Raw genomic sequence first — 26,973 nt, 5'->3', positions numbered from 1 at the left:
AGTCAGGAGCGACCCTGTGTCAGCGCACACCCCCGTTCAGCCCGCGGGCCGTTACCAGCCCCCGGACGTGCGCCGTCGCCAAATCCTCGACGCTGTCGCCGGCCTGCTACTCGAAGACGGCTACGAGGCGCTCACCGTCAGCAAGGTCGCCACTCGCGCCGGAGTTGCCAAAGGCACGGTCTACCTGTATTTCGACTCCAAACAGGAAATGCTCGCCGCGCTCCAGGCGCGAATGTGGGAACACATACTCGAGACACCGGCAGCCCTGCTGGACCGCGCAGACCTGACCTGGACCCAACGCCTCGACGGACTCGTCGCCGCCTGGGTCACCGCCGAACAGCAACACCGCGAGCTCTACCACCGCTTGTTCCATGAACTGGGCCCCGCGGGCGAAGAACCCCTCACGGCGGCACGGGACCTGCTGATCACGATCCTCCGTAACGGCCACACCGCAGGCGAATTCGACGTCTCCGACCCCGAATTGACCGCCGACTTTCTCACACACGCCTACGCAGGCCCCTGTCACCACAACACCCACAGCGACCTCACCCCAGCCATTCAAACCCTGTTCCACCGCGTAGTCGCGGCACACCCCAGCAGCCACAAAAACCGGGAGTATCGGTTTAACGGTGGATCCGACCTCGGTGTGGGTTAGTTCCCGGTCGGGTGGATCCGGCCTTCGAAGGTGATGGCAAAGGCGTTGAGTGCCGGTTTCCACCGCATCGCCCATCGTGCCCGACCCTTCCCGGTCGGGTCCAGGGAACGGGTCACCAAATACAGGCACTTGAGTGCGGCCTGCTCGGACGGGAAGTGCCCGCGGGCGCGGATCGCGCGCCGGTAGCGGGCATTCAAGGACTCGATCGCGTTGGTGGAGCAGATGATTCGTCTGATCTCCACGTCGTAGTCGAGGAACGGCACGAACTCGGCCCAGGCGTTGGTCCAGAGTCTGACGATCGCCGGATACCGGCCGCCCCATTTCGCGGTGAACTCGCCGAAACGTTCCCGGGCGGCGGCCTCGGTCGGGGCGGTGTAGACGGGCTTGAGGTCGCGGCTCATCTCGGCCCAGTGCTGACGGCCCGCGTAACGGAAACTGTTGCGCAGCAAGTGGATCACACACGTCTGGACAATCGTTTTCTCCCAGACGGTGTTGATCGCCTCCGGCAGGCCCTTGAGGCCGTCACAGACCGCGATGCACACATCAGCGACACCGCGGTTCTTCAGCTCCGTGAGCACCTGCAGCCAGAATTTCGCTCCCTCACCACCGTCGCCGGCCCACAACCCCAGGATATCGCGTTCCCCGGCGGTGGTGACCCCGATGACCACGTAGACCGGCCGGTTGGCTACCTGACCATCGCGGATCTTCACGTGAATGGCATCGATGAACAGGACCGGATAGACGCGGTCCAGCGGCCGATTGCACCAATCGGTCATCTCAGCGACCACCTTTTCGGTTATCGTCGAGATGGTGTCCTTCGACACCGAAGTCCCGTAGATCTCGGCGAAGTGCGCCGAAACTTCGCCCGTGGTAAGCCCTTTCGCGGTCAGCGACAACACGATCTCGTCCACCCCGGACAAGCGTCGCTGACGCTTCTTCACGATCTTGGGTTCGAACGAGGAATTCGTGTCGCGGGGAACGTCGATATCGACGGGACCGATCTCGGTGATCACCGTCTTCGTTCGAGTTCCGTTGCGGGAGTTGGGAGTTCCACGCCCGCCCGGGTCGTGCTTCTCATAGCCGACGTGCTCGGTCATCTCCGCTTCCAGATCGGTTTCGAGCACGGTCTTGGTCAGCTGGTTGAGCAGACCGCCCGGCCCGACCAGGTCGATGCCCTGTTCCTTGGCCTGCGCGAGCAGCTGCTGAGCCAGTTTCTTGGTGTCCACCGCGTCTTTCGCCACGGCGGCCAGTGTCTCCGACATCAATCGGTCCTTCCTGCCGAACCATCAGGTTCGGCCGATCGGACCGAGATCAAGATCCGCCGTTATTCCGACACTCCCCAAAAACCCGTGATTCGTCACTTGTTTCGGATGGCAACCGGCCATGACCCGCGCTGTCACGTTGCTGCCTCGCGGGCAGATCGAAGCATGGGCTGACCGCCCAAGGGGGGGCAGTTCCAGTTCGAGCCAGATCGAACGCACGCTATTGCCGCATACCGCACTGATAGGACCGGTCTTGAAAGGCAGTGGGCAGAATCCATTTCGGGTGTGTTCGGCGATTGCGGCGGCGAGGTGACCGACGTTCAGGCGTTGGGTTTGGGTGCCGCGCGCAAGGCCAGCACCTGTCCGGTAGCGGTGTGCTCACGCGTGATCGCCGCGACGCCGGTCCCGAACACGACGTCGAGACGTTCACCGTCCTCGTGGGTGATGCCCGCATAGTCGCCGTCGGTAGTCATGTTGAGTGGGGGATATGCGAGGGCCACCACCAGGGTTCCGCTCGGTAGATCGATGAGCCCTACCGGAGTTGTTCTGATGCGTGGCTCGCGTATTAGGGCCGCGGCGGGGATCGGGCCGACACCCGGTTCGGCAGGTGGCGATATCCACAGGGTTGCGTCCGCACCGCGATGGATCTCGTACTGGCCGCCACCGTGGGCTTCTTCGACGTACGCACGCATTCCGTCGAGTGTCAATGAGGTGCTGCCTTCACGGGCCAGTTCCGCGCCATGAACGTCCCAGCCGCCGTAACGTGCCTGTGAATCACACAGCAGCAGGAATAACCCATCGTGCAAGGGATTTCGAATCGAGCCGAGGTAGTCCACGGTTGGGCAGCTTACGAGGCGGCGGGCAGAGGTTCACGAAGGTCGGCCGAACGCACCATCATGCCGAGATGAGCGCGGCCTGAACCGGGGTGGTTTGCCGCTGCCCGGCCTGCTCGCCGACCGCACCATCGGATTCGGTTATCTTCCACGGATTTTCGGCTCACACGCTGTGCTGCGGGTAATCCGGGCGGGTGGATCAGGTTGTATGGCAGGGTGGGGCGGGCGTTGGGTTGTCGGTGTTCGGAAGGTGTCGTCAGTGGGTTTGGGTTTGGGGCGCAGTGGGCTTCGGCGCCTTCGGGTTGTGGCCTGCATGGTGGTGTTCGCGGGGTTGGTGGGGGTGCCGGCGGCCGAGGGGGCGGATCCCTATGAGGATTCGCTCGCGGAGGCAGCCGTAGCGCCTGTGCTGCAATGGGTGGACTGTGCCGAGGGGTTCGAGTGTTCGACTGCTGCGGTGCCGTTGGACTATCGCCGGCCGCAGGAGGATCGGATCGAGCTGGCGGTGATCAAACTGCCTGCCACCGATCCCGGTAGCCGGATCGGGACGCTGTTCGTCAACTTCGGTGGGCCGGGGCCGTCGGGGGTGGATCGACTGCGGGAGCGGGCGCGGTGGCCGTGGTTGTTCTCGGCGGAGCTGCGGGAGCGGTTCGATATCGTGTCGTGGGATCCGCGCGGGGTGGCGCGGAGTGCGGCGGCCCGGTGCTTTCCGAACACCACCGAGCAGCTCGCGTTTCTCGGATCCTTCCCGGACATGCCGGGTGACCAGGCCGGGGAGGCGGATTTCTATGGCCGGAACCGGGAGTTGGCCGACCGCTGCCGCGCGCTGGCCGGGCCGGTTCTCGACCACGCCTCGACCGCCAATACCGCGCGGGATCTGGAGCTGCTGCGGCGCGCGGTCGGTGACGCGCAGCTGACCTATCACGGTATTTCCTACGGGACCCTGGTCGGCGCGACCTACGCCAATATGTTTCCCGGCCGGGTTCGGGCCATGGTGTTCGACGGGTCGATGGATTTCGACGGCAGTGTGAACGGCCATGGCGGACAGGGTAATACGGTTCCGGTGGATACCCGCCAGAATGTGGCCGCGGGTATCGCCGCGACATTCGATGCGTTCCTGCGCGATTGCGCCGCGGCGGGTCCGAAGTGTGCGTTCTCGGCCGGTGATCCCGCACTGAAGTGGCCGGTGCTCGCGGAGCGGGCGCGGCTGGCGCCGATTCGGATGGCGGGAGAGATCTTCACTTATTCGTCGATAGTCAATGCGGCGGCGAACCTTTCGCGCCCGGACACCTATCCGCAGCTCGCGACGCTGTTGCAGACGCTGTTCGACGCGGGCACCTCGTGGCCGGGCGTTGTGCCCATCGCAGATCGAGAGTCCTATACCGGCAATCGCACCGAGGCCTTCTACACGACCCAGTGCGTGGACAGCGCCGTCCCCACCGATCTCGGCATCTACAGCCGCACCGCGATCACCGAGGATGTGCGGGTTCCGTACTTCGGCCGGATCGGCGTCTTCGACATGATGGCGTGCGCGTTCTGGCAGGCTCGTGACGCCGACCGCTACACCGGCCCGTGGAATCGCCGCACCGCCGCACCGATCCTGGTGCTGAACAGCAGATTCGATCCGGCGACGCCTTTGCAGGGCGCGGTCACCGGAGCCGCTCAGCTGGCGCGGGCGCAGGTCGTGACGATCGAGGGCATGGGCCACAGCAGCATGTATGTGGCCAGCACCTGCGCCGAGCGCGTCAAACGCGACTACCTGTTCAGCACCGAACTGCCGCCGACCGGAACCGGTTGCGCCGTCGACGCTGCACCGTTCAGCTGAGCGATCAGACGGGATGGATGCCGCCGCCGTAGTACACGGTGGCGGCATTCCTGGACGGTGGCGCTCTGATGCGCTTCGGCGGCCGTGAAAGCCGCTGCCTCGAGAATTGCGGCACCGAATGGGCGTGGCACGGAGATCTCTGCGACCACGCCCCGGCAGTGAAAGTGCTTGTGTGGGTGGGTCCGACGACGGTCGGGGCTATGGCACGAAGGACTCGGCCACCTGCATGCGGTCCGGATCGAAGGTGGTGGTCAGGGGTGGTTGGCCGTCGCGCTGGTCGATGCTGATCGTGGTGTTGTCGAGGAACTGGATGTGAGGGCAGCCGGATTCGGTCTTCAGCCACAGCAGGACACGGCGGGCGAACAGGCCATCGGGTTCACGGAGCCAGACTCGGCAGGAGGGGTCGATCAGGTTGTAGAAGGTTTCGGTGACGGCCTGTATACGGCCGTCGGGACTGGTCTGGGCCTGCACGATTCGGGTGAAGTCGTCGCTGGGTCGCGAGGAAGATGCAAGCAGCGAAATCAGCCAGAGGGGGAAGGTCGGGATGCCGAGCAGGGTGGCACAGACGATCCACAGCATGGTGTGGTTGCGAGCTAGCCGATGCGCGAAGGTGACCAGGAGGACGAACGCGGCTGTCCAGCACGCGAGTGTGGACCATGGTTGCAGGTGATCGAGCCGATAGTAGCGGTCCAGGTCCACACCCAGCATGGCGGATTCCGTCCCGAACAGCGCGAGAACGGCGATGGCCCAGATGATTCGCTGCTTGCGCAATGACCGAGCTGTCGGCGCCGCGTCTGTTTCGGTCGGAGAAAGATTCTCTCCGACTGCCTGTTTGGTCAACAGATGCCCCCTCGCCTGAATCGAACCCAACCCTCTCAGCCCGGTACACGGCCAGCCTATCCAGCATCCGCTCATGCCACTTGCGGGTCGGTCCGGAGCGGCCGGCAGTGACCGACCGGACCACGCCGCAGCGGCGATCGTCAGTGTGCGGTCTGGGAGGCAGCGGCGGTCTCGTCCAGGTCGGCGAGCGAAAGCAGGTGGCGGGGCGGGGAATCCCGAATAATGCTGGACCGCACGTGCAGATGCCCGGTGACATGGAGCAGTTCACCGGAGGCGAGGAGCCGCCATCCGGGGTCGTTGTCCATGCGTTCGGTGGCGATGACGACAGCGGGATAGTCGGTCAGCACGCCACTGCTGGCGCGAATGCCCCTATGACTCGTGTGGTCGAGCCGCTGATCACCCTGTGCGCCACCGGCGGCACGCTCGAGGACATACAGGTCGTGGGTGTCGGGATAGCGCAGGGCCCACAGTTCGGTCGCGGTGGTGAGAATCAGGTTGAGTGCGTAGAGCGGCAGCCGGTCGGCGATCCAGGCGACCGCGTCGGTGATGCCCGCGGTGACATCGCCCGCATGATGGTCGATCCGGGCCGTGATCAGGGCGAAGAAGCGCTCGGAGTCGGTGTCGCCGTGGACGAGGCGGCGATAGTCGCCGAGTTCGTGCTCCAGCTCGTCGAGCCCCTCCAGCACCCCGTTGTGTGCGAACAGGCGTCCGTGCTGCTCGAACGGATGGGTATTGCGCACGTTCAGCCCGCCCGTGGAGGCGAAGCGGACATGCGCGACGAAGGTTTCGGATTCGCGTTCGCGGGCCTCCTGAGCGAAGAGCCGATCCTCGTAGGCAGCGATCGGCTGCTTCTCCACCAGCGGCGCGCCCGCCGCGGTGAAGGTACCCAGGCCCACGCCGTCAGGTTCGCGGTGACTTTGCCGGGACAGGCTGTCGGGCGCCTTCAGCAACCAGAAGGTGGCGCGCACCCGCTGCGGCGCGGCCGAGAGTCCGAACAGGCGGCACATGACCAACTCCTCCCATAAGAAGCGAACACACGCGGACTGCACGACAGCACGGCTGGGCTCAGGGATGAAAAGGGCCATGTCATCCACGCCGTCGGTGCTCGAGCATCATCGTATGCCCGAGTATGTCGCCGTTGAGAACAACAAAGCTGCTCGATGGATCGTAAGGTCGGTCCGGAAAACCACGGCGCCGCAATGGCCATCGCGGCCGTGGCCATCAGGCGCGCGCCGTGACCCCCTGGAAAGCACGGCGACCCCGCACTGCTGTCCATCGCCGAGATCGCACCCGACGTAGGCATCTCGGCGGGTGAGGTTGTGGGGCGAGAATTCACCGCGGCCGGCGGCGAGACCACATTGAACGACTTCCGGCTCCGGCACGACCTGAGGGCCTGACCAGTAGCAGGTCGGTCGGTCACGGACCCTAGCCGCGGCCCTGTGTGGGATCGCGTGCAGAAAAGGTCTGCGGTGCGCGTGTTCCTGCTGCAACCATAGGTGGGTGAGCACGCCTGCACCGCGTCGCCGGCTGAATCGCGTCACTGGGGGATTGAGACAACCCAGGCCAACTGCGCCGCCGCCAAGCCCGCTGAGCGGCGCGGGCAGCAGGATAGTCAAGGCTGCAACCTGGGATGGCTGGTTGAAACTCGGCGCCGTCGTCACAGCGGTCGGTGTCCTGATTGGCCTGTACTTCACAAATCAGACCTTGCGTGCCGCAGGTGCAGCGAATACCAGCGTGCGGCAGACACAGGTTACAGATAGGTTCACAAAGGCCGTTGAAGCGCTCGATAACACCGGGCTGAACGCCCGAATCGGTGGAATCTACTCCCTGGAACAACTCGCCAAAGACGAACCAAGTCTGCGATCTCCGATAGTCGAGGTTCTCGCAACCTTCATTCGCACAAAGACTCACGTCGATAAGAAGGAGCAATGCAATATCAGTGTTCCCGTGTCGACGGAAGTCCAAGCCGCAATGACCGTAATAGGGCGGAGGACGTTCAACGCGCCTGAGCCGGTCGATCTCCGCAACACGTGCCTGCCCTACCTCGACTTGAACAGGGCCAATCTCTACGGTCTAGTCTTCAAAGAGGCGAACCTGCACGGTGCAAGTATGCGGAAAGCTGCATACAATCCACCCATTGATCAGCGATCTTATATGGGGTCCGATATTGGGGTGTTCATCAACGTGGACCTAACCGACGTGGATCTTTGGATGGCCGATCTTCGCAACGTGACTTTCAATGCAAAGATGGATGGAGCGGTCCTGACTCATGCAAATTTGGGCGGTGCGGTCTTCGACTATTCACAGCTGACCAAGGCTGTGTTCTACGCGGCAAACTTGGCCGGAGCATGCTTTCAAGGCGGTGACATCAAAGGTGCCGGATTCAGTGTCGGATCATCCGTCTCGCACGATCTGGACGCTCGTAACCTGGACCAGGTTAGCTTCGTTTTTGTGCAGAACGACGAGACCACCACCTGGCCTGTCGGATTCCGGCCAACGATAGGTGATGGGAACTCCCAGCCGTGCTTCCCTCTTGAACTTCCACCTGAATTGAAGGATTCGCAAGGCAATCGCTAGAGCGGCTTCCTCAACCGGCGTGACCAGTCGGCCTGGCTTGACTTCGTCTAGAGAATGAGTGCGTGACAGCCCCAGCCGGCCCTACCTCGGCGTTGTGTCCGGACTTCGTGCTGGCGACCTCTTTCAGCCCACCACTGGCGCCGCGGCAACCGGCCAACCAGGCACGCTGACCGTGTCTTTGCGACCCCAGACTGCCTGTACGCCAAGCACTGTGCGTCCACCTGGAATGGTGACGTGTACCGCGTGGAACTGGTAGGGGAGTCGCGTGGTGCCAGGCTTGTTCCCGTCATCGATGTCGGATTTGCGCATCCATTTCGACAACGTCATCGGGTGCACCCCGAAGTCGGCCGCGACCTGTTCCAGGGTCACCCCGTCGTCACGGTTTCGGGCGACCCACACGACATCATCGCGGAACTCTTTCGGATACGGCTTGGGCACTGCAACATCCTCTCAGGCCCGCCTTCCGGCAAGCCATTTCGGTTGTCACCTACCCCTGCAGCAGCCCCATTCGGCCCAGCAAATGGCGAGGGTCCAGGCGGCAGTCTGCCTGGGTTGTTGCCGCTGTCGGTCGTGGGTTTTCGTGGTTATGTGTCGCGGTTGGTGAGGGTGGTGGTGAAGCGGTGTTTGTAGTCGGTGGGGGTGAGTCCGAGGTGGCGGGCGAAGGCGCGGCGTAGAGATTCGTCGCTGCCCAGGCCGCTGTAGCGGGCGGCGGCGGTGATGGTGTGTCCGTGCAGGATCAGTTGCTGGGCCAGGTCCAGGCGGACGCGTTCGATCCATCGTGCGGGGGTGGTGCCGAGTTCGGCGTGGAACAGGCGGGTGATCTGGCGGGGGCTCAGGGCGACGGTGGCGGCGAGGGTGGTGGCGCTGTGGTCGGCGGCGGGGTCGGCGTGGACGGCGTCGATGATGGTGCGCAGGGCCGGGGTGCGCGCCGGTGGGGTGTGCAGGGCGGTCGAGAATTGGGATTGGCCGCCGGGGCGTTGCAGGTAGACGACCAGTTCCCGGGCGACCGCGCGGGCGGTGTCGGGGCCGTGATCGTGTTCGACGAGCGTCAGTGCCATGTCGATGCCGGCGCTGACACCTGCCGAGGTGAGGTAGCGGCCGTCGCTGATGTGCAGCGCGTCGGTGACGACGTCGATGCGGGGGTATCGCTGCGCCAGGGTGCGGGCGTGTCGCCAGTGGGTGGTGGCGCGGCGGCCGTCGAGCAAACCGAGTTCAGCCAGCACGAACGCGCCGGTGCACACCGAGGCCACCCGGGACGCGGTGGCGGCCAGCGTGCGCGCGGCTTCGAGCAGCGCGGCCTCGATGCGATGCTCCACGAGATGGTCGGCCCCGGGGATGACGAGAGTATCGATCGGGCCGGCGTCCGCGGCGGCGGTCGTGGCGATGGTGATCTTCGACGAGGTGGTGACCGTGCCGCCGTCGGGTGAGAGCAGCACCGATTCGTAGTAGCGGTCGGCATTGTGCAGGACGTCGACCGGTCCGGAGACATCGAGCAGGGTGACGTGGTCGAAGACGAGGAAACCGACGCGATGAGTCATGTCCGAATCTGTGGTTTGTTTGTCATATTGGACATGGTGGGAGTGTAGCGGGCCGGGCACAGTGAAGAGGTCAACCACGATCGAAGGAGGCAGACAGCGGTGAGTGCGGAGACGATCGCGGGGGTGGCGATCCCCGACAGCGCACCCGCCCGGGAGGCGCCCGAGCTGGTGCGGGAAGTGGCGGCCCTGCCGTATGTGGACACCGCGGCGGCCCGGGCCGCGCGGGAGGTGGCCCGCCGCTACCATTCACCGGCGTTGTTCAATCACTCGGTGCGCTCGTTCTACTGGGCGGCGGCGCTGGCACAGGAGGAATGCCTCACCGTCGATATCGAGTTGCTGTATGTCGCGGCGATGTTCCACGACATCGGCTTGGTGCCCGAATTCGATTCGTACGCCGTCGATTTCGAAGACGCCAGCGGTCATGTCGCCATGGTGTTCGCCGCTGGCGCGGGCTGGTCCCCGGAGCGAGCGCGGCGCCTGCACGAGATCATCGTGCGACACATGTGGAATCACGTGGATGTCGAGGTCGATATCGAGGGGCATCTGCTCGAACGCGCCACCGGCATCGACATCTGCGGCCGGGAGAACCAACTGCTGCCCGAAAGCACCCGCGCGACGGTGCTGGCGCGATGGCCGCGGCGAGGCCTGGTCGAGGAGTTCACCCGCTGTTTCGAGCACCAAGCGGTCCGCAAACCCCGCAGCACAGCGGCGGTAGCACTCCGAACTGGGCTGGCGGCCAAACTCCGCGACAACCCGCTCGACACCACCGCCTTGCCGTAACCGGGCACCACTGAGCACTACGCGGCCCGCAGACGCTTAGACGAGTGGTTCCGAGGTCGGATGGGCTGTGGTGCGGGGCCCGAGGTGGCGAGCGTCGGCGCCACCTCCTGATCAATCCCGGGAAGTGATTCGTGGAGAGGTCGGGCCGGTTCTCCGCCGTTGTCGCCAGCGCCGCCACCAGAGCATGCAGGTCCTGCGTCGCAGCCACCTGCGCAGCCAGATAGTCGCGATGCGCGGTCAACACCCGCGCCATTGCCACGGTGCCCGCGAACACGTTTGCGATCTGGCCCAATCTCAGACCCAATTGCCGCAAGGCCAAAACCTGATACATCGACACTCCGGCAGCGAATCGGCGAGAACCGAACCCGCCGATCTGCGAGACAGCGTAAGCGCGTGTGCGCACTGGTCGGGTCACTTGTCTTCGAGCTGAAAACCTGGAGGCCGGTCACCTTTGTCGATCTGCTCGATGTAGTTCTCGGCGGTCCGGCTCTAGGTCGGGTCGTAACCCGGGAGCATCAGGTCGCCGTAAGTCCTCGGCGGTGCGTTGGTCAGCTCGCCACGCCTGCGCCGACGGCGAATATTCCGGAACACCCATCAGTACCCCGCTATCACTCCAGCAAGCACAGTAAGCGTCAGGAGAAGTCCCATCGTGATCGACCATAGCTCTGGGTTTCGAACCGTCCGGAACTGCCGCATGGCGTGCTGACCGAACCGGCCAGCGCGGGGCGCCGGCGGTCGGAACCTGGTGCGCCGCAGAACGTCCGCTACTGCAGAATGTCGTGCGGCCGCAACGGCGATATTTCATTGCTAGCCGACCGGGCTGCGTCTACGGTCGTCCGGGTGCAGCGCACTGTCATCATCGGCGACATCCATGGATGCTTCGACGAGCTGGTCGAGCTACTCGAAAAGGTCGAGCTCGCTGAGGACGACCTGCTTGTCAGCGTCGGTGATCTGGTCGACCGTGGCCCGAAGCCTCACCAAGTGGTCAGCTTCTTCCGCGAGCGCCCGAACTCGGTGGCCATCATGGGCAACCACGAACGCAAACACGTCCGCGGGATCTTCTCCTACGCCCAGGAAATCACGCGGCTGCAGGTAGGCGATGGATACGCCGACATGGTCGATTGGATGCGGACGCTTCCCTATTACTTCGAGAACGACCATGCCCGCATCGTCCATGCCGGTATGGTGCCCGGCATCCCGCTCGCCGACCAACGTGAGGAGATCCTCTGCGGCTCCACACGCGGTGAACGTGAACTCCAGACGCTGTTCCCCGACAGCGTGTGGCACGACCACTACACCGACGCCAAGCCAATCGTGTTCGGACACCACGTCACCGGCGATGCGCCACTGGTTCGAGGCACCCGGATTCTGGGCTTGGACACCGGTGCCTGCCACGGCGGCGCCTTGACCGCACTCAGTCTGCCGGACTTCGTGATTCACACGCTGCCGGCGCATACCGATCACTGGTCACAGGTCAGACGCCAATGGCAGCTGCCGATTCTGAAAACCAAACCGTGGGTCGACTACACCTGGCCGGAACTGAGCGAGGAAATCGCACGGTTCTCCTCCACATCGGACGCCTCCACCAACGCTTGGTTGAGCGCAGTCGAAGGATGGGCAGCCGGACTGCGTTCAGCGTTTCCAGCTCTTGTGTCCGCTGCCTACAAATCCGCAAACGGACTCGATGCCGACCAGCTGCGACAGCATCCTGCCGCGTTGTTCCTGTTTCAAGCCCGTCACAACAGACTCGACCTGCCGAGCTTGGCCAGGCAATGCGTCACTCCCCGCAGAACGATCGACCTCGCGACCGCATTGGATCTCGACGTGCCCGAATTTCCCCAGTAGCTGAGACATTCGAGCCATTTCACCCCCCGGCTACCGCGCACCCGAAACGCACTGTCATGGCGCCCATATCGCGGTGACCAAACCGGCCAGCGCGGGGCGCCGGCGGCCGGGACCCGGTGCGGTGCCGAACACGTGCTCATGCCGATATGCGTGCGAACAGGGCAAGCTGTGTCGACCGAGGTGGGCTGGCCTCGTCTACGCGAAAACTCCGTGACAAAACAGTCGGATGGATGCGTAACTTGACCCGTTCGCTCGACGGGAAGGATGGTCATGGTGACGCGGAAGAGTCCGCAGGAGAAAAAGATTCTCAGCTACGCAAAGGACCGACGCAACGACTACGGCGAGAACGACAAGGCATCGAGGAAGGCCATTCGACGGAACAAGCGGCTGCCGAACCGAGCCGACCGGCGGCATGGACGCCAGATCATGGCAGCCGCGATTGGCGCGGTCGAACCCGAGGTTTCCGATCGAGCGGAAAGCCGGCTTCGTTCAACGAGATCGGTATGGGAGAAACGCGGATGGCGGAAGTGGCCTGACATCCCCTTGGGTGAGATCGTGATCCGAAAACTGGAGCGGCGAGCGGCCTACGAAATCCGGGCGGCGAACATCGCAGGCACCCACCGCTGCACACACTGAATGTGACCCTCGGACATCCACTTCTGCCGCTACTCACGCGGTTCGGGTCCACGGTGGCGGGTCTGTCGGTGTCCGGAACCCGGTACGCCGCATAAGGTCTGCTACTGCCGATGGGAGAGCTTGCGATGGTCGCAGCCCGGCTCGGGCCCGAACCTGGTTGAAATGGTTGGATTCGGGGATGGACGGCGGTCACCTGGAATCAGGTCTTTCCAAGAGCGTCTGGACAGACGCGGACTTCTCGGAGATGGGCTGGCACAACGCCACCATCCACGGCCTGTGTGTACAGTCGACCGACGGCGTCCTGCCGCGGCTTCTCCTCGATCTCGACTACATCGTCCAGTGGGTTCATCCGGTCCCGCCGGCGACCTATTTCTCGTTCTGGTTGGCCCCGGTGACGCTTGCCTTCGAAAACGTTTGGGACCTCGAGGGTGTCCTGGACTTCAAGGGCACAACCCCGGACCTGAAGATCGATGTCTTGCATCGACCGGTAGCCGACGATGGACGGGAAGACTATCCGCTCTGGCACATCGAAGGTCATGCGTTCGATGTGCAGTTCCGCGCAACCGGCTTTCGCCAATACTTCCGAAAAGCTCCGACGTTGGCTTCTCGACAGGTGTTCTCGCGCATGGAAAGAGGCGGGTGCACATTCACCGAGGTCGGCTTTTGACCGCGATGGGGCCAGATGGCCTGTGCGCCAGATCCACTTGGCTCCGGGCGCTCATGCCGAGTTGCGGATGACCCTCTGAGTGGTTTGGGGCTCTGCGACTTTGGAGTCTCTACCGGACCCACACGATCTCTCCACACTTGGTCGACGGATCGGACACAACTGGTCGATACAGTGACCGCGTGTCTACTCGTGATACACCGTGGAATCGCTGGAGCCGTTTCGCATACCTATTGCAGGTCGTTGCCGTCGGCGCGCTGGCTCTCGCGTGGGCGGTGATCGGGATCGGACTGTTTTCGGGCCGGGGAGTGAATCCACGGTTCGAGCTCGGACCGGGCGACCGCTTCGAGGCCAACCTCGCGGTCTATTGGCCGTTCCTGTTGGTGATCAGCCCGCTGCTGGCCGTCACTGGCATGTTCGGGCTGTTGCCATACCGGTTCGCGCCTGGCGGCACCATTGTGGGTGGGGTAGTTGCCAGTGTCTTCGCTCAGTGGGTGGGAACCCAACTGTACTTGTCCGACTACAAGCGGGAGTTACCCGGACGCCTCGAAACGAGCTTCGGCGCTGCGTGCTTCGCAGTTGCCGCAGCGTTCGCCGCAGCTATCTTGCACTTGTACAGCAACCGATCCGGTCGGACGGGTGTCGCTTCGATTCGAGGCGGAGCAGGGCTGGCGGTCGCCATTCTCGTCAGTGCCTGGGTCACGATTCCGCCGCTGATCGCGGGCAGTGGCACTCCGTCGGGTGTCCTGGCTGGGTTCGTCACCGACCCCCATTGCGGCAGGAAAGTGTCGGACTGGACCGACGAGGGACGGGCGACCGTCTACAAGGGCGACGCGAGAACACAGTCGTATCCGCCGAAGGATATGCCCGACAATCGGTTCGGGGTCGTGGTCACTCTGCGGAACGGCACGGGTAGCGTCGAAACCACCCCGCCGACCGCGATCTCGTTCCGAGACGAGCTGCCATTTCGGTCGGGTCCGCCGGTAGCCGAAGTGCTGCTGTCTCGGGATGGTACAGGCAACCGGTTCGCGTTTACTCGTCTGCGCGATCCGAAGTGTGAGTCCGGGAGTAACCGGGTGGTTTCGGCGACCTACATCTATGACGACTACGGCAGAACGGACACGCCTCAGATTCGGGGCACGGTATCTCGTAGCGAGTAACACGCTGGCAGGGGTGTTTGATCGGCGTCGCTGATCTGGATGTCCGCACATGCCGACTTCGACCGCGTGCCATCGGAGGTGGTGATCGTGTGGGTTCCGGCGGTGGTCGGAACCCAGTCGACCGCTACGCGCTGCCGGTGCGCGCGAAGTAGGCCGACGCGCTGATCCACGGGAACGTGGTAACGCTTTCCACGATCCCCGCCAGTGGTCCGCAGCCCGGCTGTTTCGGTTGTGGCGCCGGGGTGCTGCCGGCCGGTGCGGGGAGCACGGTGACGGTCGTCGACTTGGACTGGGTGTCGCCGGAGACGGTGATCGTGTGCGTTCCCGCCGTGGTCGGGACCCAGTACACGACCCAGCCGTACCCCGAATGCGATGGGGCGCTTCCCCGGCTTCCGGCAATGCATTGGTTGTTGTCGTAGAAGCTCATCCAGAAGAACACATCGTCCGGGTCGCCCCCTGTCGAGACGTAGTACTGCTGTCCGACGTACAGGGTCTGACCGCTGCCGATGTCTGGTGCGTGGAAGTCAGCCGAGGCGGGTGCGGCCGTCAGGGTGGTGGCGACCGCGGCCGTCAGCCCGGTGACGGTCCACATGATCAGCTTCTGGATGCCGATTTTGGCGACCATGAACTCTCCTGTTCAGCACGTCCCGATGTCGGGACCGTCCAGAAGATAGCGCCGGGAAATGTTGAAGCGTAAGCGTTTCGGAATCCCGCAATTTTCACGTCTTGTGGTGCTACGCGAGTCGCCCGAGCCGACATGGTGCCGTCTGCGTCGTTCTCGACCCATCTGGCACCTGGTGCGTCTGCTTCGCGGCAGTCGATTCCTGGAAGTCGACGAGCGCCGCTCCGTGTACCTGCGCCCACTCCGTCAGCATCGCTATCGGTTCCTGGAGCGTCCGGCCGAGCGCGGTCAGGCTGTGCTCCACCCGTGGTGGCGCTTCCGCATGCATCCAGGACTGGCTGATGTACACGGCAGTAGGCTGCGATGGCCATGAGCACGCGTACCTCCGAACGGAACGACCTGCCCGACGAGCCGCCCATCCGGCAGGTCTTCCGGGAGGTCATCGCCGATCGTCTGACAGGCCCGCAGCCACCGCAGGCCGCGATGTTGTTCCAGTCCTCGGTCGACCCGTTCTGGACGAACGACAGATTCTTCCTCGCGGACTTCTACGGCGAGATCCTCCATCAGGACACCTGCCTGCCCCAAACCGCCCACGGCGTCCCTCTGCTGGCGGCCCTGGCCATCGACAATCGCGTGCCACCGCAGCAGCGTTTCCGGGTGATCAGTCTGCTGTTCAGCATCGCCACAGTCGAGGACCGCCACCTGGCCGAATACTGGCCCGACACACCGCCGTACGCGGATCCCGGGAACGAGAACCGAGCCCGCGAAGCGGTCCGGTCTTGCACCCCGGACCTGCTAGCTCGGTGGGCGGCTGAATGCCAGGCAGTCCGATTGGCACTCGCGGGCCTCGCCGTGGTGTTCCCCACCGCCCGCACGCTGCCCGCCTTGACCCCGCGGCTCGAGGGCTTTACCGAGCAGCACCCACAGGGCACCGACATCGGCGACTACGTGCGCTTCATCCTGGTACTGGCCGCGGGGAACGACGACCAAACCCTCGCGACTGTCGAATCACTCACCGCCGCCGGTTGGGAGGGCACGCCTCGCGAAGCACCGGCATCAGCCCGAACCCTCCATTTGCTCGGCCAGATGCTGGGCCGGGTCGGAATGGGCCTCACACGATCACACCCTGGAGAATGACGTGACGGTGGGCGTGAAAGATCAACGAGGCGTGCCCCTCTCGCCCTGCCGAACGCACTGAACTGCCGAAAGGCGTTCACGCCCACGGCCCGTGGATTACACGCGATGGGTTTGGCGCCTATCGCAGAAAGCCGGCCTCGTGGTCGGCAGCCTCGATTTGGTCATGAAAGCGTTTGTGAACCCAAGCGCGCTCACCGAGAAGGGTTATCTGCCCCCATCGTCCGGAGACCGGGCCGAGCCGTGTATTGCGAGGGATCGAGCCGATTAGGCGCACAGGCTTGGCGCCGCCGGACAGTTTGCTGCTCTCCAGCACATAGATGCCGTCGGGAGTGACTGCTACACAGCGGTATTTGATCCAGAACATCGTGAGCCCGGTGAGATAGGTGATCACGAACAGGGTGAAGCTCGGCGCGGACTGGTAGATGAACGCCTGCCGGATCACGCTCCCGGGAGGCAGGAACGGTGACGAATGCTCCACCAGATCCTTCCGAGGCCCCGGGTGATCGCGCTCGAGACCGTCCGAGCTGTCGGTCATGGACAGTTCCTTCCTGCCTACTTCGAAGCTCAGCGCGAACACTCGCCCCGCTCAACATCCTGACATGCCCCAACCCGGCCGGTCCGGCGTGGCGGCAGCGCGCCGGCCTGTAGTGCCGACCACAGAAGTAGGGGCAGAAGACTTGAAACTCTGATGCTTCAGACATGGATAGGGTGGCACCGACATCCCGAAACGTGAGGAAAGCCCATGAAAGCCGTTGCCAGCCAACGCATTCTCGCCGCCGCAGCCGGATGCGTGATCACCGCCGCTGCGGCTGGAACCGCGGGCGCCGCGCCGCTGGTCGTGCAGCCCGCTGCCGAAGGACCCGCCGCGCCCGTTGTGGCCGAAACCGGATCGTTGGAACGCGCCCTCGGCGGCGATGTGGGGTTCTCGGTGAGCCAGGGCTCGAGTGACATGTACTGGAACGTTGTCAAATTGGTGGTCTGTGACCTGCTTCGAGCCGGTCCGTTCATCTGCGCCCCCTACATCGGCCAAGGGGCGTTCTCGAGCGTGAAGCCCTCGGCCGTAGAAGGTTCCCGGGCGCGGATCACGGCGTGGGTGCCCCTGGTGACCGTGCGCTCATCCCGTCAGTCTCGCTACCATCCATACCGTTTGTGTTCGTGTCGGATTTGCCGGGCCGTGGGGCTCGGTAGCGGATCGGTGGGGGCGGATGAGACAGATCCTGTTTGCAGTGGCGATTGCCTTGGGGGTGTCGATCACCTTGACGCCCTTGCTGGTTCGCTGGTTCACTCGCGCGAAGATGGGCCAGGAGATTCGGCAGGAAGGCCCTTCGAGCCACCAGTCGAAGCGCGGCACGCCGACCATGGGCGGCATCGCTATCGTTGCCGGTATGTGGGCCGGTTATCTGGGATCGCATCTGATCGGGCTGCGCTACGACGCGCCGGGCGTGACGGCTTCGGGGTTGCTGGTGCTCGGATTGGCCACGGCGATGGGACTGGTCGGGTTCCTCGACGACTTCATCAAGCTCTACAAGCGGCGCAACCTCGGGCTCACCGCGAAGGGCAAATACATCGGCCAATTCGGTGCCGCAATCGTTTTCGGCATCCTCGCCCTGCGATTCCCTGACAGCACCGGGCTGACTCCGGCCAGCCGACACATCTCGATCATGCGTGACCTGGGCTGGCTCTCGCTCGTGCCTGTGCTGTTCGTACTGTGGGCCTGCTTCCTGGTCGTCGCCTGGTCGAACGCGGTGAACATCACCGACGGCCTCGACGGGCTGGCCGCAGGATCCATGGCCCTGACCTTGGGTGCGTACGTGTTGATTACGTTCTGGCAGTACCTCAACGCCTGCACCACTCGCCCCGGCGCAGGCTGCTACACCGTGCGTGACCCGCTGGATCTGGCGCTCATCTGCGCGGCGACGGCAGCGGCATGCGTGGGCTTCCTATGGTGGAACGCGGCACCAGCGAAGATCTTCATGGGCGACACCGGATCTCTCGCCTTGGGAGGACTGCTCGCGGGGCTGTCGATCACGACCCGCACCGAACTGCTGATGGTGGTCATCGGCGCTTTGTTCTGCGCCGAGATCCTCTCGGTGCTGTTGCAGATCGTGGTGTTCCGCAAAACCGGTCGACGGCTGTTCCGCATCGCGCCGATGCACCACCACTTCGAACTCAGCAGCTGGCCCGAAACCACCGTCTCCATCCGCTTCTGGCTCCTCGCCGGCCTGTCCGCGGCCGCCGGCCTGATGCTGTTCTACGGCGAGCACCTCTCCGCCACAGGCTGACCCGGTAAACGCCCTCATCTGCCGCGTCCCGCGCTGACCGAATCTGCCGGCGCCAGGCATCGGAAGCTCAACGGGCAGAGCGTCGTACGACCGCCAGTAGTGCACGACTCATGGCTCCCCTTTATGTCAACCCATGGATGCGGGTGTGGGGTTAGCCTGTTGGGCGGGCCCGGGTTGTGGCTTGTCCGAAGGGTCGGTGTGCGGGTTGGAGCCGGTCGCGCTGGAGTCAGTAGTCGTTCCCGATTGCCCTCCCGGGCCCGCCAATTCGCGTCTTTGTTGATCGGCGAGCATGCGGGCGTAGACGACATTGGATAGTCGCCGTTTGAGCGCGCGCATCGATTCCATCGAGGTCTTTCCTGCGGCTTTGCGGGTGTCGAAGTAGACGCGGCCCTGTGTGGGACGGCGGAGTTGGACCACGGCCATGATGTGCACGACGCGGGATCTTGCCGGTGTGATCGATGATTTCGAGCGTGGCCGAGCGTTTGTGTGGATCCATGCCGATGGTGACGGTCACTGGTGTCCTCCCTGGTCGACGGGTGTTTTCGGCGAGGGAGGGCAACGCTACTTCGACTCGGGCAGACCCCTTTCCAGCCACTCCTCGCGCGATGCCCGGCGAGCGGCATGCCACGAGAGAGCCACACCAATACTGCAGGTGGGCAGCCGATTTGGGAGCTTCTCACCGGGCACCTAGACCAGATCCTGGCCGGGATCAGGTTCTAGCGCCAGTCTTAAGTAGCCGAATTGAGTGTGTCGGTGGCTACCGGCCACGCAGTCGAGTCGTTGCTCGAGCGAATCCGGTTGAGCTGTGGGTCAGAGACGGGCAGGTCTGAGCGGCTCAATGACCTGGGCCTCGGAGCGGTCGCGCAGCTCGAGAAGCGCCTCGTCAAGGCTCGAGCCGAGCAGGTGGAGGGTGTTCATGCCGCGCGATTCCCACACCGGAAACTCCTCGTCGGCCTTGCGGCTTGCGACGTCCCAGAGGAGAAGGTCGCCGTTCTCGCTCCAGCCGAAGACTTCGAGTCGTTCGGCGAGGTCCCAGCTACCGTCGGGCTCGATCATCCAGTCGAATTCCTCCTCTTCGCCGTCGCGGAAGACCGTGTGGAAGTGCTCGGTGAGGTTCGCTGCACGGGCCCGCCCGTCTGCGAAACCGGGTTGGACTGGCGGGTAGATGAGCCACAGGCCGAACGTGCGGGCCCAGCCGCAGGAGCGAACGAACTCGCGGTAGCTCTGGGGGTACCCGCCGCCGTCCGGGAAACGGAACGAATCGAGTGCCTCGAAGTCAACATGCTCGGACGAGGGGGATTCAGGCGCGGGGACGCTCACGACTCGATTATGGTCGGGTTGCTGGAGTACGGCGGGAGGGGTGTGATTTTGGTGCAACGCTGGGTGACGATCTGCCTGCCGCCGGATGCGATCGATGACGTGGAAGCCGCGATTACGCGAGCTCTCGCTCCATTCGAGATGCGGCAAGGGTTCCCGGAGCGAGATATGTGGGACACGTGGCAGATTCGGGATGGCGGAGGGGGAGCCGGGTTCTACGTCCGACCGGGTCATGAGGACGATCCTCGGCTGATTCACGACGGCCCCAACCAATTCGGCATCGTGCTGCTCCCCACGCGAGGCGAGTGCGCGGGCGGCCCGAAGTCCTTGCTGAACGTCGCGGTACACAACCTGTCAGAGCCCGATGTGCTCACCCAGGACGGTTGGTGGGTCGAGTGGAGTGGCATTTGCCGACATAAGGATTGGGGCGAGACCACGTCCGGCAAGGACCAACCCGACTGCCCGATACCACCGGGCGGCATCGAAAACTACCTGGAGACACTGCCCGACGACACAGTGCTGGTCCGGGTCTGTTGCCACGGCTAGCAACGCACTCTCTTGCCGCATCCCGCGCTGACCGAACCGGCCAGCGAGAGGCATCGGAAGATCAACTGGCCGCGCCGATCCGAGGCTGGCGGAACGTCCGCTACTGCCAGCCTTTGAATTAGTAAGGCTAGCTGGATCCTCCACCGGATGCTGGCTGCTGGAATCTGGTGCACTGCAGAACATTCGGAAGTGTCCAGTTCCATTTGTCGTGTCTACTTCAACACCGAGCGTGCCATCACCGTGGCGTCGGCGACCGTACAACGCGTCCCTGGTGCGCCGCGGGCGTCGGCTGGCCGACATCAACTCACCGATCAGAACCTCTGGACCCCGGCGCGCCCATGCTGCGCATTTGTCGTCCAGCAGCTCACAGACGGGCAGTAGCTTAATGCTTCCCGAGGGTCAGCGTGTACCTAATCGAGAACGTGACCGGGGTGGTGCTGCTGGCGCTGATCTTCATCCTGAGCTGGTCAAAACCGACTCGCGAATGGGTCGGACCGAATACTGAAATCGGCTGGCCCGCCAGCAGACGCACTGTTATACCGCCTACCGCGCTTCGATCCGGCGTGGGGACCACGCGGGGACGGCGCTCGCAAGTAAGGTCGAGTGCTGCATCGGGTACCGATATCGGGAGCGAGTGCTGATGGCAGGAACGCAGCGGTGGTAGCGGACGCTCGGCCCCGACGGCCCGGCGGCGGTGATCTGCATCCGGGCGGCGGTCGGGCTGGCGTTCCTCAGCGAGGAGATCCAGAAGTTCCTCCACCCTCACATGCTGGGCCCGGGCCGCTTCGACAAGATCGGAATACCGGCGGCGACGTTCAGTGCGCCGTAACGCTGGCCCGGGGAGTGCAGCGGTGACCGGGCGATCGGGTCGCCGCCTGACAGTCGCTGAGGCCCTCGTGGTCGCGACCGTGGTGGTCGGCGGGCTGTTCGGATCGCTGCTGGATCGTGCGCTGGTCGCCACGCCCGCGTGGCGGGATCTGGGGGTGGTGGCGTGGGCCGATTACAGTCGGCATGCAGATCTGGGGCCAGGTGAGGTGGTGTACCCGGTCGTCGGGATTCTCTGGTGGGGCCTGGTTTTCGCGGCCGTGATCGCCTGCCGTCGGGATCGGTCGGCATCGCGCGCGGTCCGGGTGCCGTTGTACCTGGCAGTGGTGGCGGTGCTCGGGGCGATCGTCTCAACCGTGATCGCCGCCCCGACGATGCAGCATGTGGGCTCGGTCGCCGACACCGACACCGCCGCGTTGCAGAACGCGTTCGACACGTTCACTATGTGGGGTGTCTACGCGCGGGGCATCTGCTTCGCTGCCGGATTCCTGTGCAGCGTATGGGCGCTGGTCGTCCTGCTACTCAAACGTCCTCTGCCAGCACCGCACTCCTCGGACGTCGGCACGACCGAATGACACCAGTGGCAATCAGCTTTCGACCAACTGGATGAACACGCTCGATCCGACGTGTATCGGGTGACGATATCGGGAGGCGAGGACCGATGACGCGAACGCAACGGTGGTCGTGGCCGCGGATCTTGGGCGCGGACGGCCCAGCGGCGGTGATCTGCATCCGGGTGGCGGTCGGGCTGGTGTTCCTCAGCGAGGGGATCCAGAAGTTCCTGTACCCTCACACGCTGGGTCCGGGCCGCTTCGACAAGATCGGAATACCGGCGGCGACGTTCTTCGCCAACCTCGACGGTGTCGTCGAAATCGCTTGCGGCGCTATGATCGCCATCGGCCTGCTGACCCGGCTGGCGGCGGTGCCGCTGCTGATCGACATCAGTCTGGCGATTGTGCTGACCAAGCTGCGCGAGCTGCGCCCGGGCGGATTCGGTGGCGTGCAGGGCTTCTGGGGCATGGCCCACGACGCCCGCACCGATTTCGCGATGCTGCTCGGCTTGATCTTCCTGCTGTGGGCCGGCCCTGGCCGCTGGTCACTGGACGCGGTGATCGCACACCGTGCTCAGCTCACTCGCAGCAAGGCCATGAACCCGTAGTCCATGTGCAGACGCTGGTGGCAGTGCAGCAGCGACGCGCCGTTCGTTACGGGGTTACGCGCATCTGCCGCATACCGCGCTGACAGAACCAACCATCGCGCAGTACCAGCGCAACGACCGAGCCCCCACCCGGATCACCGAATGGCGGCTCAGCAGAGTCTCTACCAGCAGCAATACACGCGCTGGCCTACTTCTTCGCAGACGCTAATCCGCTTCGGGACTCGACCCTGTTGACGTCCAATATCTGCACGTCAAAACGCCCTGTTCGGAGCTCAACACACGTTCCGAAGCCGAATAAAGTCTTGACGCGACTCGTCGATCCAACCGCCGCCGGCCCCGCCTTGAGACCGCCCCTCCGACTCCATCGCCTCGCTGGCTCTAATGAACTCAAGTGCGCGCTCATGCCGAGTTGAGGGCGTTCGATCCGGCCGCCGACAGCATCAGGGTGTGAGCGTTCGTTCGCGAGACGCAAGGTGTGGGCTGTCCGGAACCCTAGTGCGATGTGGAACCTTGGAACCGCGCTTCGATCCGCACTGCGGAGAGAGCCGGTTTCGAAGGCGAAGGCTCCTCAGATCGTGGCAGAAGGTCGGCAATCGACGCCGCGACATGTTCATGTACGCGCGCCTGGCAACGGGACCTCGCCGAGGCGGATCGGGTTTGCGCCGGTTAGACCACGGTCAGACCTCAATGACCGGTTGCCGGCGGTCGCGGGTGATCGTGAACCGATTTCACTGCTGGCACAGTGTTCGATAGGCCCCGGCGGTGCCGGGGTACTCGCCTCGTGGTCGGCCTCCACGGCCTCGCTTGTAAAATTAGTCGATACTATGCTTGATCTGCGTTTGTACGCATAGTCAGTGGATGAATCCGCTCGAAAACATCTGATGAATCGCTCACCCTCTCTATGAGAGGACCGTCCGATGGGTTTTGCAGAGATGCGCCGGTTCCGGCGTGATCCGTTGGGTTTCCTCGAGAATCTGCGCCGGACCAGCCCGGTAGAGGTGTTCGGGCTGCCGTGGGGCGGGTGGTGTGTCGGCGATACGAGTCTGGCGCTGACGGTGTTGAGTGACCGCGCTTTCAATACGGGGAAGTCCGGGTTCTTCGGTTCTATGCTGCCTTCGCGGTCTGCTCAGGTCGATTTCGGCCGCGCGGTGCGCGCGATTCTGCGGACGCGTACGCCCGAGTATCGCGAGTCCCTGGCGGCGGCGGTGATCGAAATGCCCTCCGTCACCCGCTGGCCCGCCGCGGGGGTCGAGCTGGTGTATCGGTGCACCGCGGACGTGTTGCTGCACCCCGATGGTTCTCCCGAGTTGCGGCAGTTACTGGAGCGAAATGCACGCGTGGGCGCGCTTCGCCCGGCCCGAATGGCGCAGCGGGCGCGGGCGCAGCTGCTGCGCGCCAAGCTGTCCACCGCGCTGAACGAGCAGATCCGGGACCGGCGCAGCGCCACCGGCCGCACTGCGGAAGCCGAACCACGGGATCTGCTCGATGCCGTGATCGGTGCCTGTCCCGACGGCGTCGCCGATACAACGGTGGCGCAGCTGTATGTGCTGATGTTCCGGTCCATTGTGGGACCGCTGGGCTACTCGCTCGCGTGGTCGGTGCTGCTGGGCAGTCTCCACTCTCCCGGCTCACCATGGCCTTGGCCCGTCGACTGGGTGGTACGTGAGGCCCTGCGGCACCGGCCAGTCTCCTGGATGGTCAGCCGTCCCGTTCCCTATCCCGGCGAGTTCGGGGGGATCGCCTTCCAGACCGGCGACCTGCTGTCCATCAGCCCCTATCTGCTCCATCACGACAACAAACACTGGACCAGACCAGAGGCATTCCAACCCGACCGCTGGATTCGACCGAGCGAACACGGCCCATTTGTGCCCTTCAGTTCCGGCCCCTTCACCTGCGCCGGCGCCGCGGTCGCCCACGATCTGGTCACCGATGCAGCCACCACCCTCATCGAGAACACCTCTCTGCGCGTCATCGGCGGCGGTGATACCCGCCCGATCGTGACCAATGCCGCGACCCCCAGGCCGTTCACCCTGCGGCGTACCCCACAAGCCCTATCCGCGCCCGACCGAGCCCCAGGAAGGAGGTGACATCATGATCAAGGCATTGCGGTTCATCATCACCAACAAGCCGACCCGTTCCTGGAACCCCGCTGAATACGGATGATTCTGCTACCGGCTGGATGGCTCGACCAACGCCAACCAGCTCTCGGTCATCGGTGGAGCCCCCGATGCATCGCGTTTCCACCGGGGGCTTTGGAGTGAATGAAACGTCCCGAGATCCCCCACCTGTATCTGTATGGCGGGGACTCGGGGCACCGTCGTGGTGGGACAAGATCGTCGACTACGTCGAGGGCGCGGTGTGGCCCAACGCCAAAACCGACACCGCATATCGAGCGGTTTTCAGCTGCTGGCAGCCGTGAAGGCTGAGCCGGGTACCTGGTCGTCGATGGCCTGATCGTGTTGTAGATGACCCGGAAGCGGTGAACCTCCATGTCCAGGGCATCGCCGTCGGCGATCACGTCACGGAACAAGCGCTCGTATTTCAAGGTGCCGAAGAACCGCTCGATCACACCGTTCGGCTGGGGTGATCGCACCCGCGTGCGGATGTGTCGCAGCAGCGGGGCCGGTCCGGCGAACGCGGTCTTGAACACATCACCGAAAGTGTCTCGCGTCAAGGAGTTGGCAGGATCTCGATGGCCATGAGGTTTACGCCCCGTCCGTGCTGAACGCACCATAATGCCGAGGACAGAGCATGAAACTCCCTGGCGTGGACCATCTAGAGCTGTAAGAATCCGACCAGTGGGCAACTCTTTCGCGTTTCCAGCGTTCCGGACATTCGAGATCGCCGAAGCGCTGTATGTGGTCAACCAGCTGCTGGAATTGGCCAAGCCCAGCGAGGTCGAGGTCGATTTCGACATCCGGGTCACTTCAGCCGACACCCTTGACCGCTTGACGGCAATGCTGCCACAGGCCGACTGGTGGGCCGATCGACCAGATCAGGACCCCTCTGCCCCGGTCCCGTCGTCGGAAAAGGGCGACGATCCATACGCGAGCCTGCCGATACACCTCCAACACTGGTGTCTAGAACCGGAATCGGTCGAAGCCGTGCTGGAGGCCGCCGGTGGTGAGATGGTGGCTGCCCGATGGGATTTCAATTCCTGGCCACCCATACCCGAACTCAGGCTGGGCCACACGTGCCGGTGTGCCTTCATCACGGTGAGCTTCAACGCACGCAGCATCTATCCGGACGTGCCGAGCTCCGACCACACCCTCTACATCCACGCCGAGCAGTTCCATCCCGAACGAGCCACCTGGCTGGCCTCGCAAGTCGGGCTGAAAATCCTCGGAGAACCGCAGATGTCGGCGCTTTGATCCTCTGCCGACGATCCGCTCATGCCGCTGACCGCGCTGACCGAACCGGCTGCGGGCGATCTACCACCGAACCCAGGGTGCCCGGCATGTTCGGTGCCCTGGACTTGCGGACCGGCCAGCTGTACTGAGTTGCGCGACATCGCGGTCGGGTCAACGGTCCGGGGTCCGGATCACCGACCCAACGTTGCTCGACGCGGAACTAGTACTCCAGCATCACTTCGTGATGTTTGCCTGTCTTCGCTGGTAGTGGGCTTGTTTGGCGCGGTGTTGGTGTCTTCGTCGCCAGGTCGACCAGCGATATGCCATGGTCAGGTTGTGTGTCGGGATGATCAGGTGTGCCAGGAGACACTTGATTTCGCCGAGTGTGAGTGGAATGAGGCCGCTGCCAATGCTTTTGGGGAGACAGCGGCCGTGACAGCGAGGTAGGTGTGGGCGAGCATGGCCAGGGTAATGTGTCGGTACCAGGCGTCATAGCGACGGACTTGATAGTGGTCGAGCCCGACTTCGGTTTTCGCGGTCTGGAAACAGTCCTCGACCGACCAGCGGGCGCCGGCGACCCGGATGAGTTCCTCGTCGGCAGTGCCGACCGGCGCACCACACAGGTAGTAGGCGATTTCGAGCTCGGCCTTGGCGTTTCGAGTCAGCGACCGGCGGGCCAACAGCCAGCGCCGCCACCCGGGACCGGCTTCGCTGACCGAGGGCAGTGTGGCCACAGCCCAGTCGAACAGTCGGGGGCCTTTCGCGCCGTCGCCACAGCTCAGACGCTTCCACGCCTCGGGGGGTGCGTCCGCGACGACCTGATCGGCACGCCAACTGCCCGCCAGTGACACGATCGGGGCGCTGCTGGGCACGGCCACCACATATCCGATCCGTCGGCGTTCGAGCCAGCGCCGGAACTTCGAATCACCGCCGTATGCCTCGTCGGCGGTGACCCACCGAGCGGGGACACCGGCATCCAGAGCGCGAGCCAGCATTCGTTGTGCCAGAACCTGTTTCGTCGCGAACTCGACCTTGTCGGGCACCCCGGCGTCGCGGCAGCGATCCCGATCAGCGGTCCACGACTTGGGCAGATACAACTCCCGGTCGATCAACGTACGGCCCT

Annotated in this window: 27 protein-coding genes and 1 pseudogene; 16 read left to right on the top strand and 12 right to left on the bottom strand. The window is 64.2% G+C overall.

The window, feature by feature from the left end:
* Positions 1-16 precede the first annotated feature (16 nt).
* Entirely contained in the window at positions 17-655 is a 639-nt protein-coding gene (locus ABZ412_RS15145) for a TetR/AcrR family transcriptional regulator (protein ID WP_357280955.1), read from the top strand.
* Here the strand turns inward: ABZ412_RS15145 and ABZ412_RS15140 are convergent.
* Together ABZ412_RS15140 and ABZ412_RS15135 are read right to left on the bottom strand one after the other, a co-directional pair.
* Positions 652-1,917: an IS256 family transposase gene (locus ABZ412_RS15140; protein ID WP_357280953.1), complete on the bottom strand. Its 1,266-nt coding sequence runs from the start codon at positions 1,915-1,917 to the stop codon at positions 652-654. The genes ABZ412_RS15145 and ABZ412_RS15140 overlap by 4 nt on opposite strands.
* A 320-nt stretch (positions 1,918-2,237) precedes the next feature.
* Positions 2,238-2,753, bottom strand: a complete 516-nt coding sequence (locus ABZ412_RS15135) for a hypothetical protein (protein WP_357280950.1) — start codon at positions 2,751-2,753, stop codon at positions 2,238-2,240.
* A gap of 94 nt (positions 2,754-2,847) precedes the next feature.
* Between ABZ412_RS15135 and ABZ412_RS15130 the strand changes: the two genes are divergently transcribed.
* Complete coding sequence (locus ABZ412_RS15130) at positions 2,848-4,572, top strand: alpha/beta fold hydrolase (RefSeq protein ID WP_357280947.1); 1,725 nt, start codon at positions 2,848-2,850, stop codon at positions 4,570-4,572.
* A gap of 198 nt (positions 4,573-4,770) precedes the next feature.
* Here the strand turns inward: ABZ412_RS15130 and ABZ412_RS15125 are convergent, their stop codons facing one another.
* Together ABZ412_RS15125 and ABZ412_RS15120 are read right to left on the bottom strand one after the other, a co-directional pair.
* On the bottom strand, positions 4,771-5,343 hold the full coding sequence (locus tag ABZ412_RS15125; protein WP_357280945.1) for a hypothetical protein: 573 nt from the start codon (positions 5,341-5,343) through the stop codon (positions 4,771-4,773).
* A 209-nt stretch (positions 5,344-5,552) separates the two neighbouring features.
* Complete coding sequence (locus ABZ412_RS15120; RefSeq protein ID WP_357280942.1) at positions 5,553-6,419, bottom strand: class II glutamine amidotransferase; 867 nt, start codon at positions 6,417-6,419, stop codon at positions 5,553-5,555.
* Positions 6,420-6,912: 493 nt separating this feature from the next.
* Here ABZ412_RS15120 and ABZ412_RS15115 point away from each other — a divergent pair, with 493 nt between their 5' ends.
* Entirely contained in the window at positions 6,913-7,989 is a 1,077-nt protein-coding gene (locus tag ABZ412_RS15115) for a pentapeptide repeat-containing protein (protein WP_357280939.1), read from the top strand.
* A gap of 123 nt (positions 7,990-8,112) precedes the next feature.
* On the opposite strand, the gene ABZ412_RS15110 is transcribed toward ABZ412_RS15115, so the two are convergent.
* A complete protein-coding gene (locus tag ABZ412_RS15110) occupies positions 8,113-8,427 on the bottom strand; it encodes a hypothetical protein (protein ID WP_357280937.1) in 315 nt (104 codons plus the stop codon).
* A gap of 146 nt (positions 8,428-8,573) precedes the next feature.
* A complete protein-coding gene (locus ABZ412_RS15105; protein WP_357280933.1) occupies positions 8,574-9,527 on the bottom strand; it encodes a GlxA family transcriptional regulator in 954 nt (317 codons plus the stop codon).
* 99 nt (positions 9,528-9,626) lie between these two features.
* Here ABZ412_RS15105 and ABZ412_RS15100 point away from each other — a divergent pair, with 99 nt between their 5' ends.
* The 5 genes from ABZ412_RS15100 (at position 9,627) to ABZ412_RS15080 (ending at position 14,612) form a co-directional block, all read left to right on the top strand.
* On the top strand, positions 9,627-10,307 hold the full coding sequence (locus tag ABZ412_RS15100) for an HD domain-containing protein (RefSeq protein ID WP_357280930.1): 681 nt from the start codon (positions 9,627-9,629) through the stop codon (positions 10,305-10,307).
* An 840-nt stretch (positions 10,308-11,147) separates the two neighbouring features.
* On the top strand, positions 11,148-12,152 hold the full coding sequence (locus ABZ412_RS15095; protein WP_357280927.1) for a metallophosphoesterase family protein: 1,005 nt from the start codon (positions 11,148-11,150) through the stop codon (positions 12,150-12,152).
* A gap of 270 nt (positions 12,153-12,422) precedes the next feature.
* The gene (locus ABZ412_RS15090) at positions 12,423-12,788 is read left to right on the top strand and encodes a hypothetical protein (RefSeq protein ID WP_357280924.1); all 366 of its coding nucleotides are present in this window, start codon (positions 12,423-12,425) and stop codon (positions 12,786-12,788) included.
* A gap of 178 nt (positions 12,789-12,966) precedes the next feature.
* Positions 12,967-13,455: a hypothetical protein gene (locus ABZ412_RS15085; protein ID WP_357280922.1), complete on the top strand. Its 489-nt coding sequence runs from the start codon at positions 12,967-12,969 to the stop codon at positions 13,453-13,455.
* A gap of 179 nt (positions 13,456-13,634) precedes the next feature.
* Positions 13,635-14,612 (top strand): hypothetical protein, encoded by a 978-nt coding sequence (locus ABZ412_RS15080; protein ID WP_357280920.1) that lies wholly within the window; start codon positions 13,635-13,637, stop codon positions 14,610-14,612.
* Positions 14,613-14,736: 124 nt separating this feature from the next.
* Here ABZ412_RS15080 and ABZ412_RS15075 read toward each other — a convergent pair whose 3' ends face one another.
* Together ABZ412_RS15075 and ABZ412_RS15070 are read right to left on the bottom strand one after the other, a co-directional pair.
* Positions 14,737-15,237 (bottom strand): hypothetical protein, encoded by a 501-nt coding sequence (locus tag ABZ412_RS15075; protein ID WP_357280917.1) that lies wholly within the window; start codon positions 15,235-15,237, stop codon positions 14,737-14,739.
* Positions 15,238-15,346: 109 nt separating this feature from the next.
* A complete protein-coding gene (locus tag ABZ412_RS15070) occupies positions 15,347-15,562 on the bottom strand; it encodes a winged helix-turn-helix transcriptional regulator (RefSeq protein ID WP_357281624.1) in 216 nt (71 codons plus the stop codon).
* Positions 15,563-15,603: 41 nt separating this feature from the next.
* On the opposite strand from ABZ412_RS15070, the gene ABZ412_RS15065 reads away from it, so the two are divergent.
* Positions 15,604-16,371, top strand: a complete 768-nt coding sequence (locus ABZ412_RS15065; RefSeq protein WP_357280915.1) for a hypothetical protein — start codon at positions 15,604-15,606, stop codon at positions 16,369-16,371.
* A gap of 118 nt (positions 16,372-16,489) precedes the next feature.
* Here the strand turns inward: ABZ412_RS15065 and ABZ412_RS15060 are convergent, their stop codons facing one another.
* Complete coding sequence (locus ABZ412_RS15060; protein ID WP_357280912.1) at positions 16,490-16,906, bottom strand: hypothetical protein; 417 nt, start codon at positions 16,904-16,906, stop codon at positions 16,490-16,492.
* 670 nt (positions 16,907-17,576) lie between these two features.
* On the opposite strand from ABZ412_RS15060, the gene mraY reads away from it, so the two are divergent.
* Positions 17,577-18,653 carry a phospho-N-acetylmuramoyl-pentapeptide-transferase gene (gene mraY, locus ABZ412_RS15055; RefSeq protein ID WP_357280909.1) on the top strand — a complete coding sequence of 359 codons (1,077 nt, stop codon included), beginning with the start codon at positions 17,577-17,579 and terminating at the stop codon, positions 18,651-18,653.
* A gap of 810 nt (positions 18,654-19,463) precedes the next feature.
* On the opposite strand, the gene ABZ412_RS15050 is transcribed toward mraY, so the two are convergent.
* Entirely contained in the window at positions 19,464-19,973 is a 510-nt protein-coding gene (locus ABZ412_RS15050) for a hypothetical protein (RefSeq protein WP_357280906.1), read from the bottom strand.
* A 9-nt stretch (positions 19,974-19,982) separates the two neighbouring features.
* Here ABZ412_RS15050 and ABZ412_RS15045 point away from each other — a divergent pair, with 9 nt between their 5' ends.
* From ABZ412_RS15045 to ABZ412_RS15025, 5 genes and pseudogenes are all read left to right on the top strand, one after another.
* Positions 19,983-20,516 carry a hypothetical protein gene (locus ABZ412_RS15045; RefSeq protein WP_357280904.1) on the top strand — a complete coding sequence of 178 codons (534 nt, stop codon included), beginning with the start codon at positions 19,983-19,985 and terminating at the stop codon, positions 20,514-20,516.
* A gap of 694 nt (positions 20,517-21,210) precedes the next feature.
* Positions 21,211-21,339 (top strand): annotated as a pseudogene (locus ABZ412_RS15040) (DoxX family protein); the annotation flags it as partial.
* 73 nt (positions 21,340-21,412) lie between these two features.
* Positions 21,413-21,916, top strand: coding sequence for a hypothetical protein (locus ABZ412_RS15035; protein ID WP_357280901.1), 504 nt, complete (start codon positions 21,413-21,415; stop codon positions 21,914-21,916).
* 122 nt (positions 21,917-22,038) lie between these two features.
* Positions 22,039-22,500, top strand: a complete 462-nt coding sequence (locus tag ABZ412_RS15030; protein WP_357281623.1) for a DoxX family protein — start codon at positions 22,039-22,041, stop codon at positions 22,498-22,500.
* Between the two features lie 932 nt (positions 22,501-23,432).
* Positions 23,433-24,587, top strand: coding sequence for a cytochrome P450 (locus tag ABZ412_RS15025; protein ID WP_357280898.1), 1,155 nt, complete (start codon positions 23,433-23,435; stop codon positions 24,585-24,587).
* Between the two features lie 122 nt (positions 24,588-24,709).
* Here ABZ412_RS15025 and ABZ412_RS15020 read toward each other — a convergent pair whose 3' ends face one another.
* Positions 24,710-25,234, bottom strand: a complete 525-nt coding sequence (locus tag ABZ412_RS15020; RefSeq protein ID WP_357280896.1) for an integrase core domain-containing protein — start codon at positions 25,232-25,234, stop codon at positions 24,710-24,712.
* 64 nt (positions 25,235-25,298) lie between these two features.
* On the opposite strand from ABZ412_RS15020, the gene ABZ412_RS15015 reads away from it, so the two are divergent.
* On the top strand, positions 25,299-25,871 hold the full coding sequence (locus ABZ412_RS15015) for a hypothetical protein (protein WP_357280894.1): 573 nt from the start codon (positions 25,299-25,301) through the stop codon (positions 25,869-25,871).
* 329 nt (positions 25,872-26,200) lie between these two features.
* On the opposite strand, the gene ABZ412_RS15010 is transcribed toward ABZ412_RS15015, so the two are convergent.
* On the bottom strand, positions 26,201-26,973 hold a 773-nt coding region (locus tag ABZ412_RS15010; protein ID WP_357280891.1), incomplete at its 5' end, for an IS701 family transposase.

Origin of the sequence: Nocardia sp. NPDC005746 (assembly GCF_040630785.1) — a bacterium.
Lineage (GTDB): Bacteria > Actinomycetota > Actinomycetes > Mycobacteriales > Mycobacteriaceae > Nocardia.
Note: the sequence above shows the minus strand (reverse complement) of the source record. Positions and strands in the feature narration are given on the sequence as shown.

Bases quoted from the DNA above. Each gene is read 5' to 3' on its own strand.
- ABZ412_RS15140 (WP_357280953.1), bottom strand. From the start codon at position 1,917: ATGTCGGAGACACTGGCCGCCGTGGCGAAAGACGCGGTGGACACCAAG.
- ABZ412_RS15120 (WP_357280942.1), bottom strand. From the start codon at position 6,419: ATGTGCCGCCTGTTCGGACTCTCGGCCGCGCCGCAGCGGGTGCGCGCC.
- ABZ412_RS15105 (WP_357280933.1), bottom strand. From the start codon at position 9,527: ATGACTCATCGCGTCGGTTTCCTCGTCTTCGACCACGTCACCCTGCTC.
- ABZ412_RS15090 (WP_357280924.1), top strand. From the start codon at position 12,423: ATGGTGACGCGGAAGAGTCCGCAGGAGAAAAAGATTCTCAGCTACGCA.
- ABZ412_RS15085 (WP_357280922.1), top strand. From the start codon at position 12,967: ATGGACGGCGGTCACCTGGAATCAGGTCTTTCCAAGAGCGTCTGGACA.
- ABZ412_RS15075 (WP_357280917.1), bottom strand. From the start codon at position 15,237: ATGGTCGCCAAAATCGGCATCCAGAAGCTGATCATGTGGACCGTCACC.
- ABZ412_RS15070 (WP_357281624.1), bottom strand. From the start codon at position 15,562: ATGCATGCGGAAGCGCCACCACGGGTGGAGCACAGCCTGACCGCGCTC.
- ABZ412_RS15065 (WP_357280915.1), top strand. From the start codon at position 15,604: ATGAGCACGCGTACCTCCGAACGGAACGACCTGCCCGACGAGCCGCCC.
- ABZ412_RS15060 (WP_357280912.1), bottom strand. From the start codon at position 16,906: ATGACCGACAGCTCGGACGGTCTCGAGCGCGATCACCCGGGGCCTCGG.
- mraY (WP_357280909.1), top strand. From the start codon at position 17,577: ATGAGACAGATCCTGTTTGCAGTGGCGATTGCCTTGGGGGTGTCGATC.
- ABZ412_RS15045 (WP_357280904.1), top strand. From the start codon at position 19,983: ATGGTCGGGTTGCTGGAGTACGGCGGGAGGGGTGTGATTTTGGTGCAA.
- ABZ412_RS15025 (WP_357280898.1), top strand. From the start codon at position 23,433: ATGCGCCGGTTCCGGCGTGATCCGTTGGGTTTCCTCGAGAATCTGCGC.
- ABZ412_RS15020 (WP_357280896.1), bottom strand. From the start codon at position 25,234: ATGGTGCGTTCAGCACGGACGGGGCGTAAACCTCATGGCCATCGAGAT.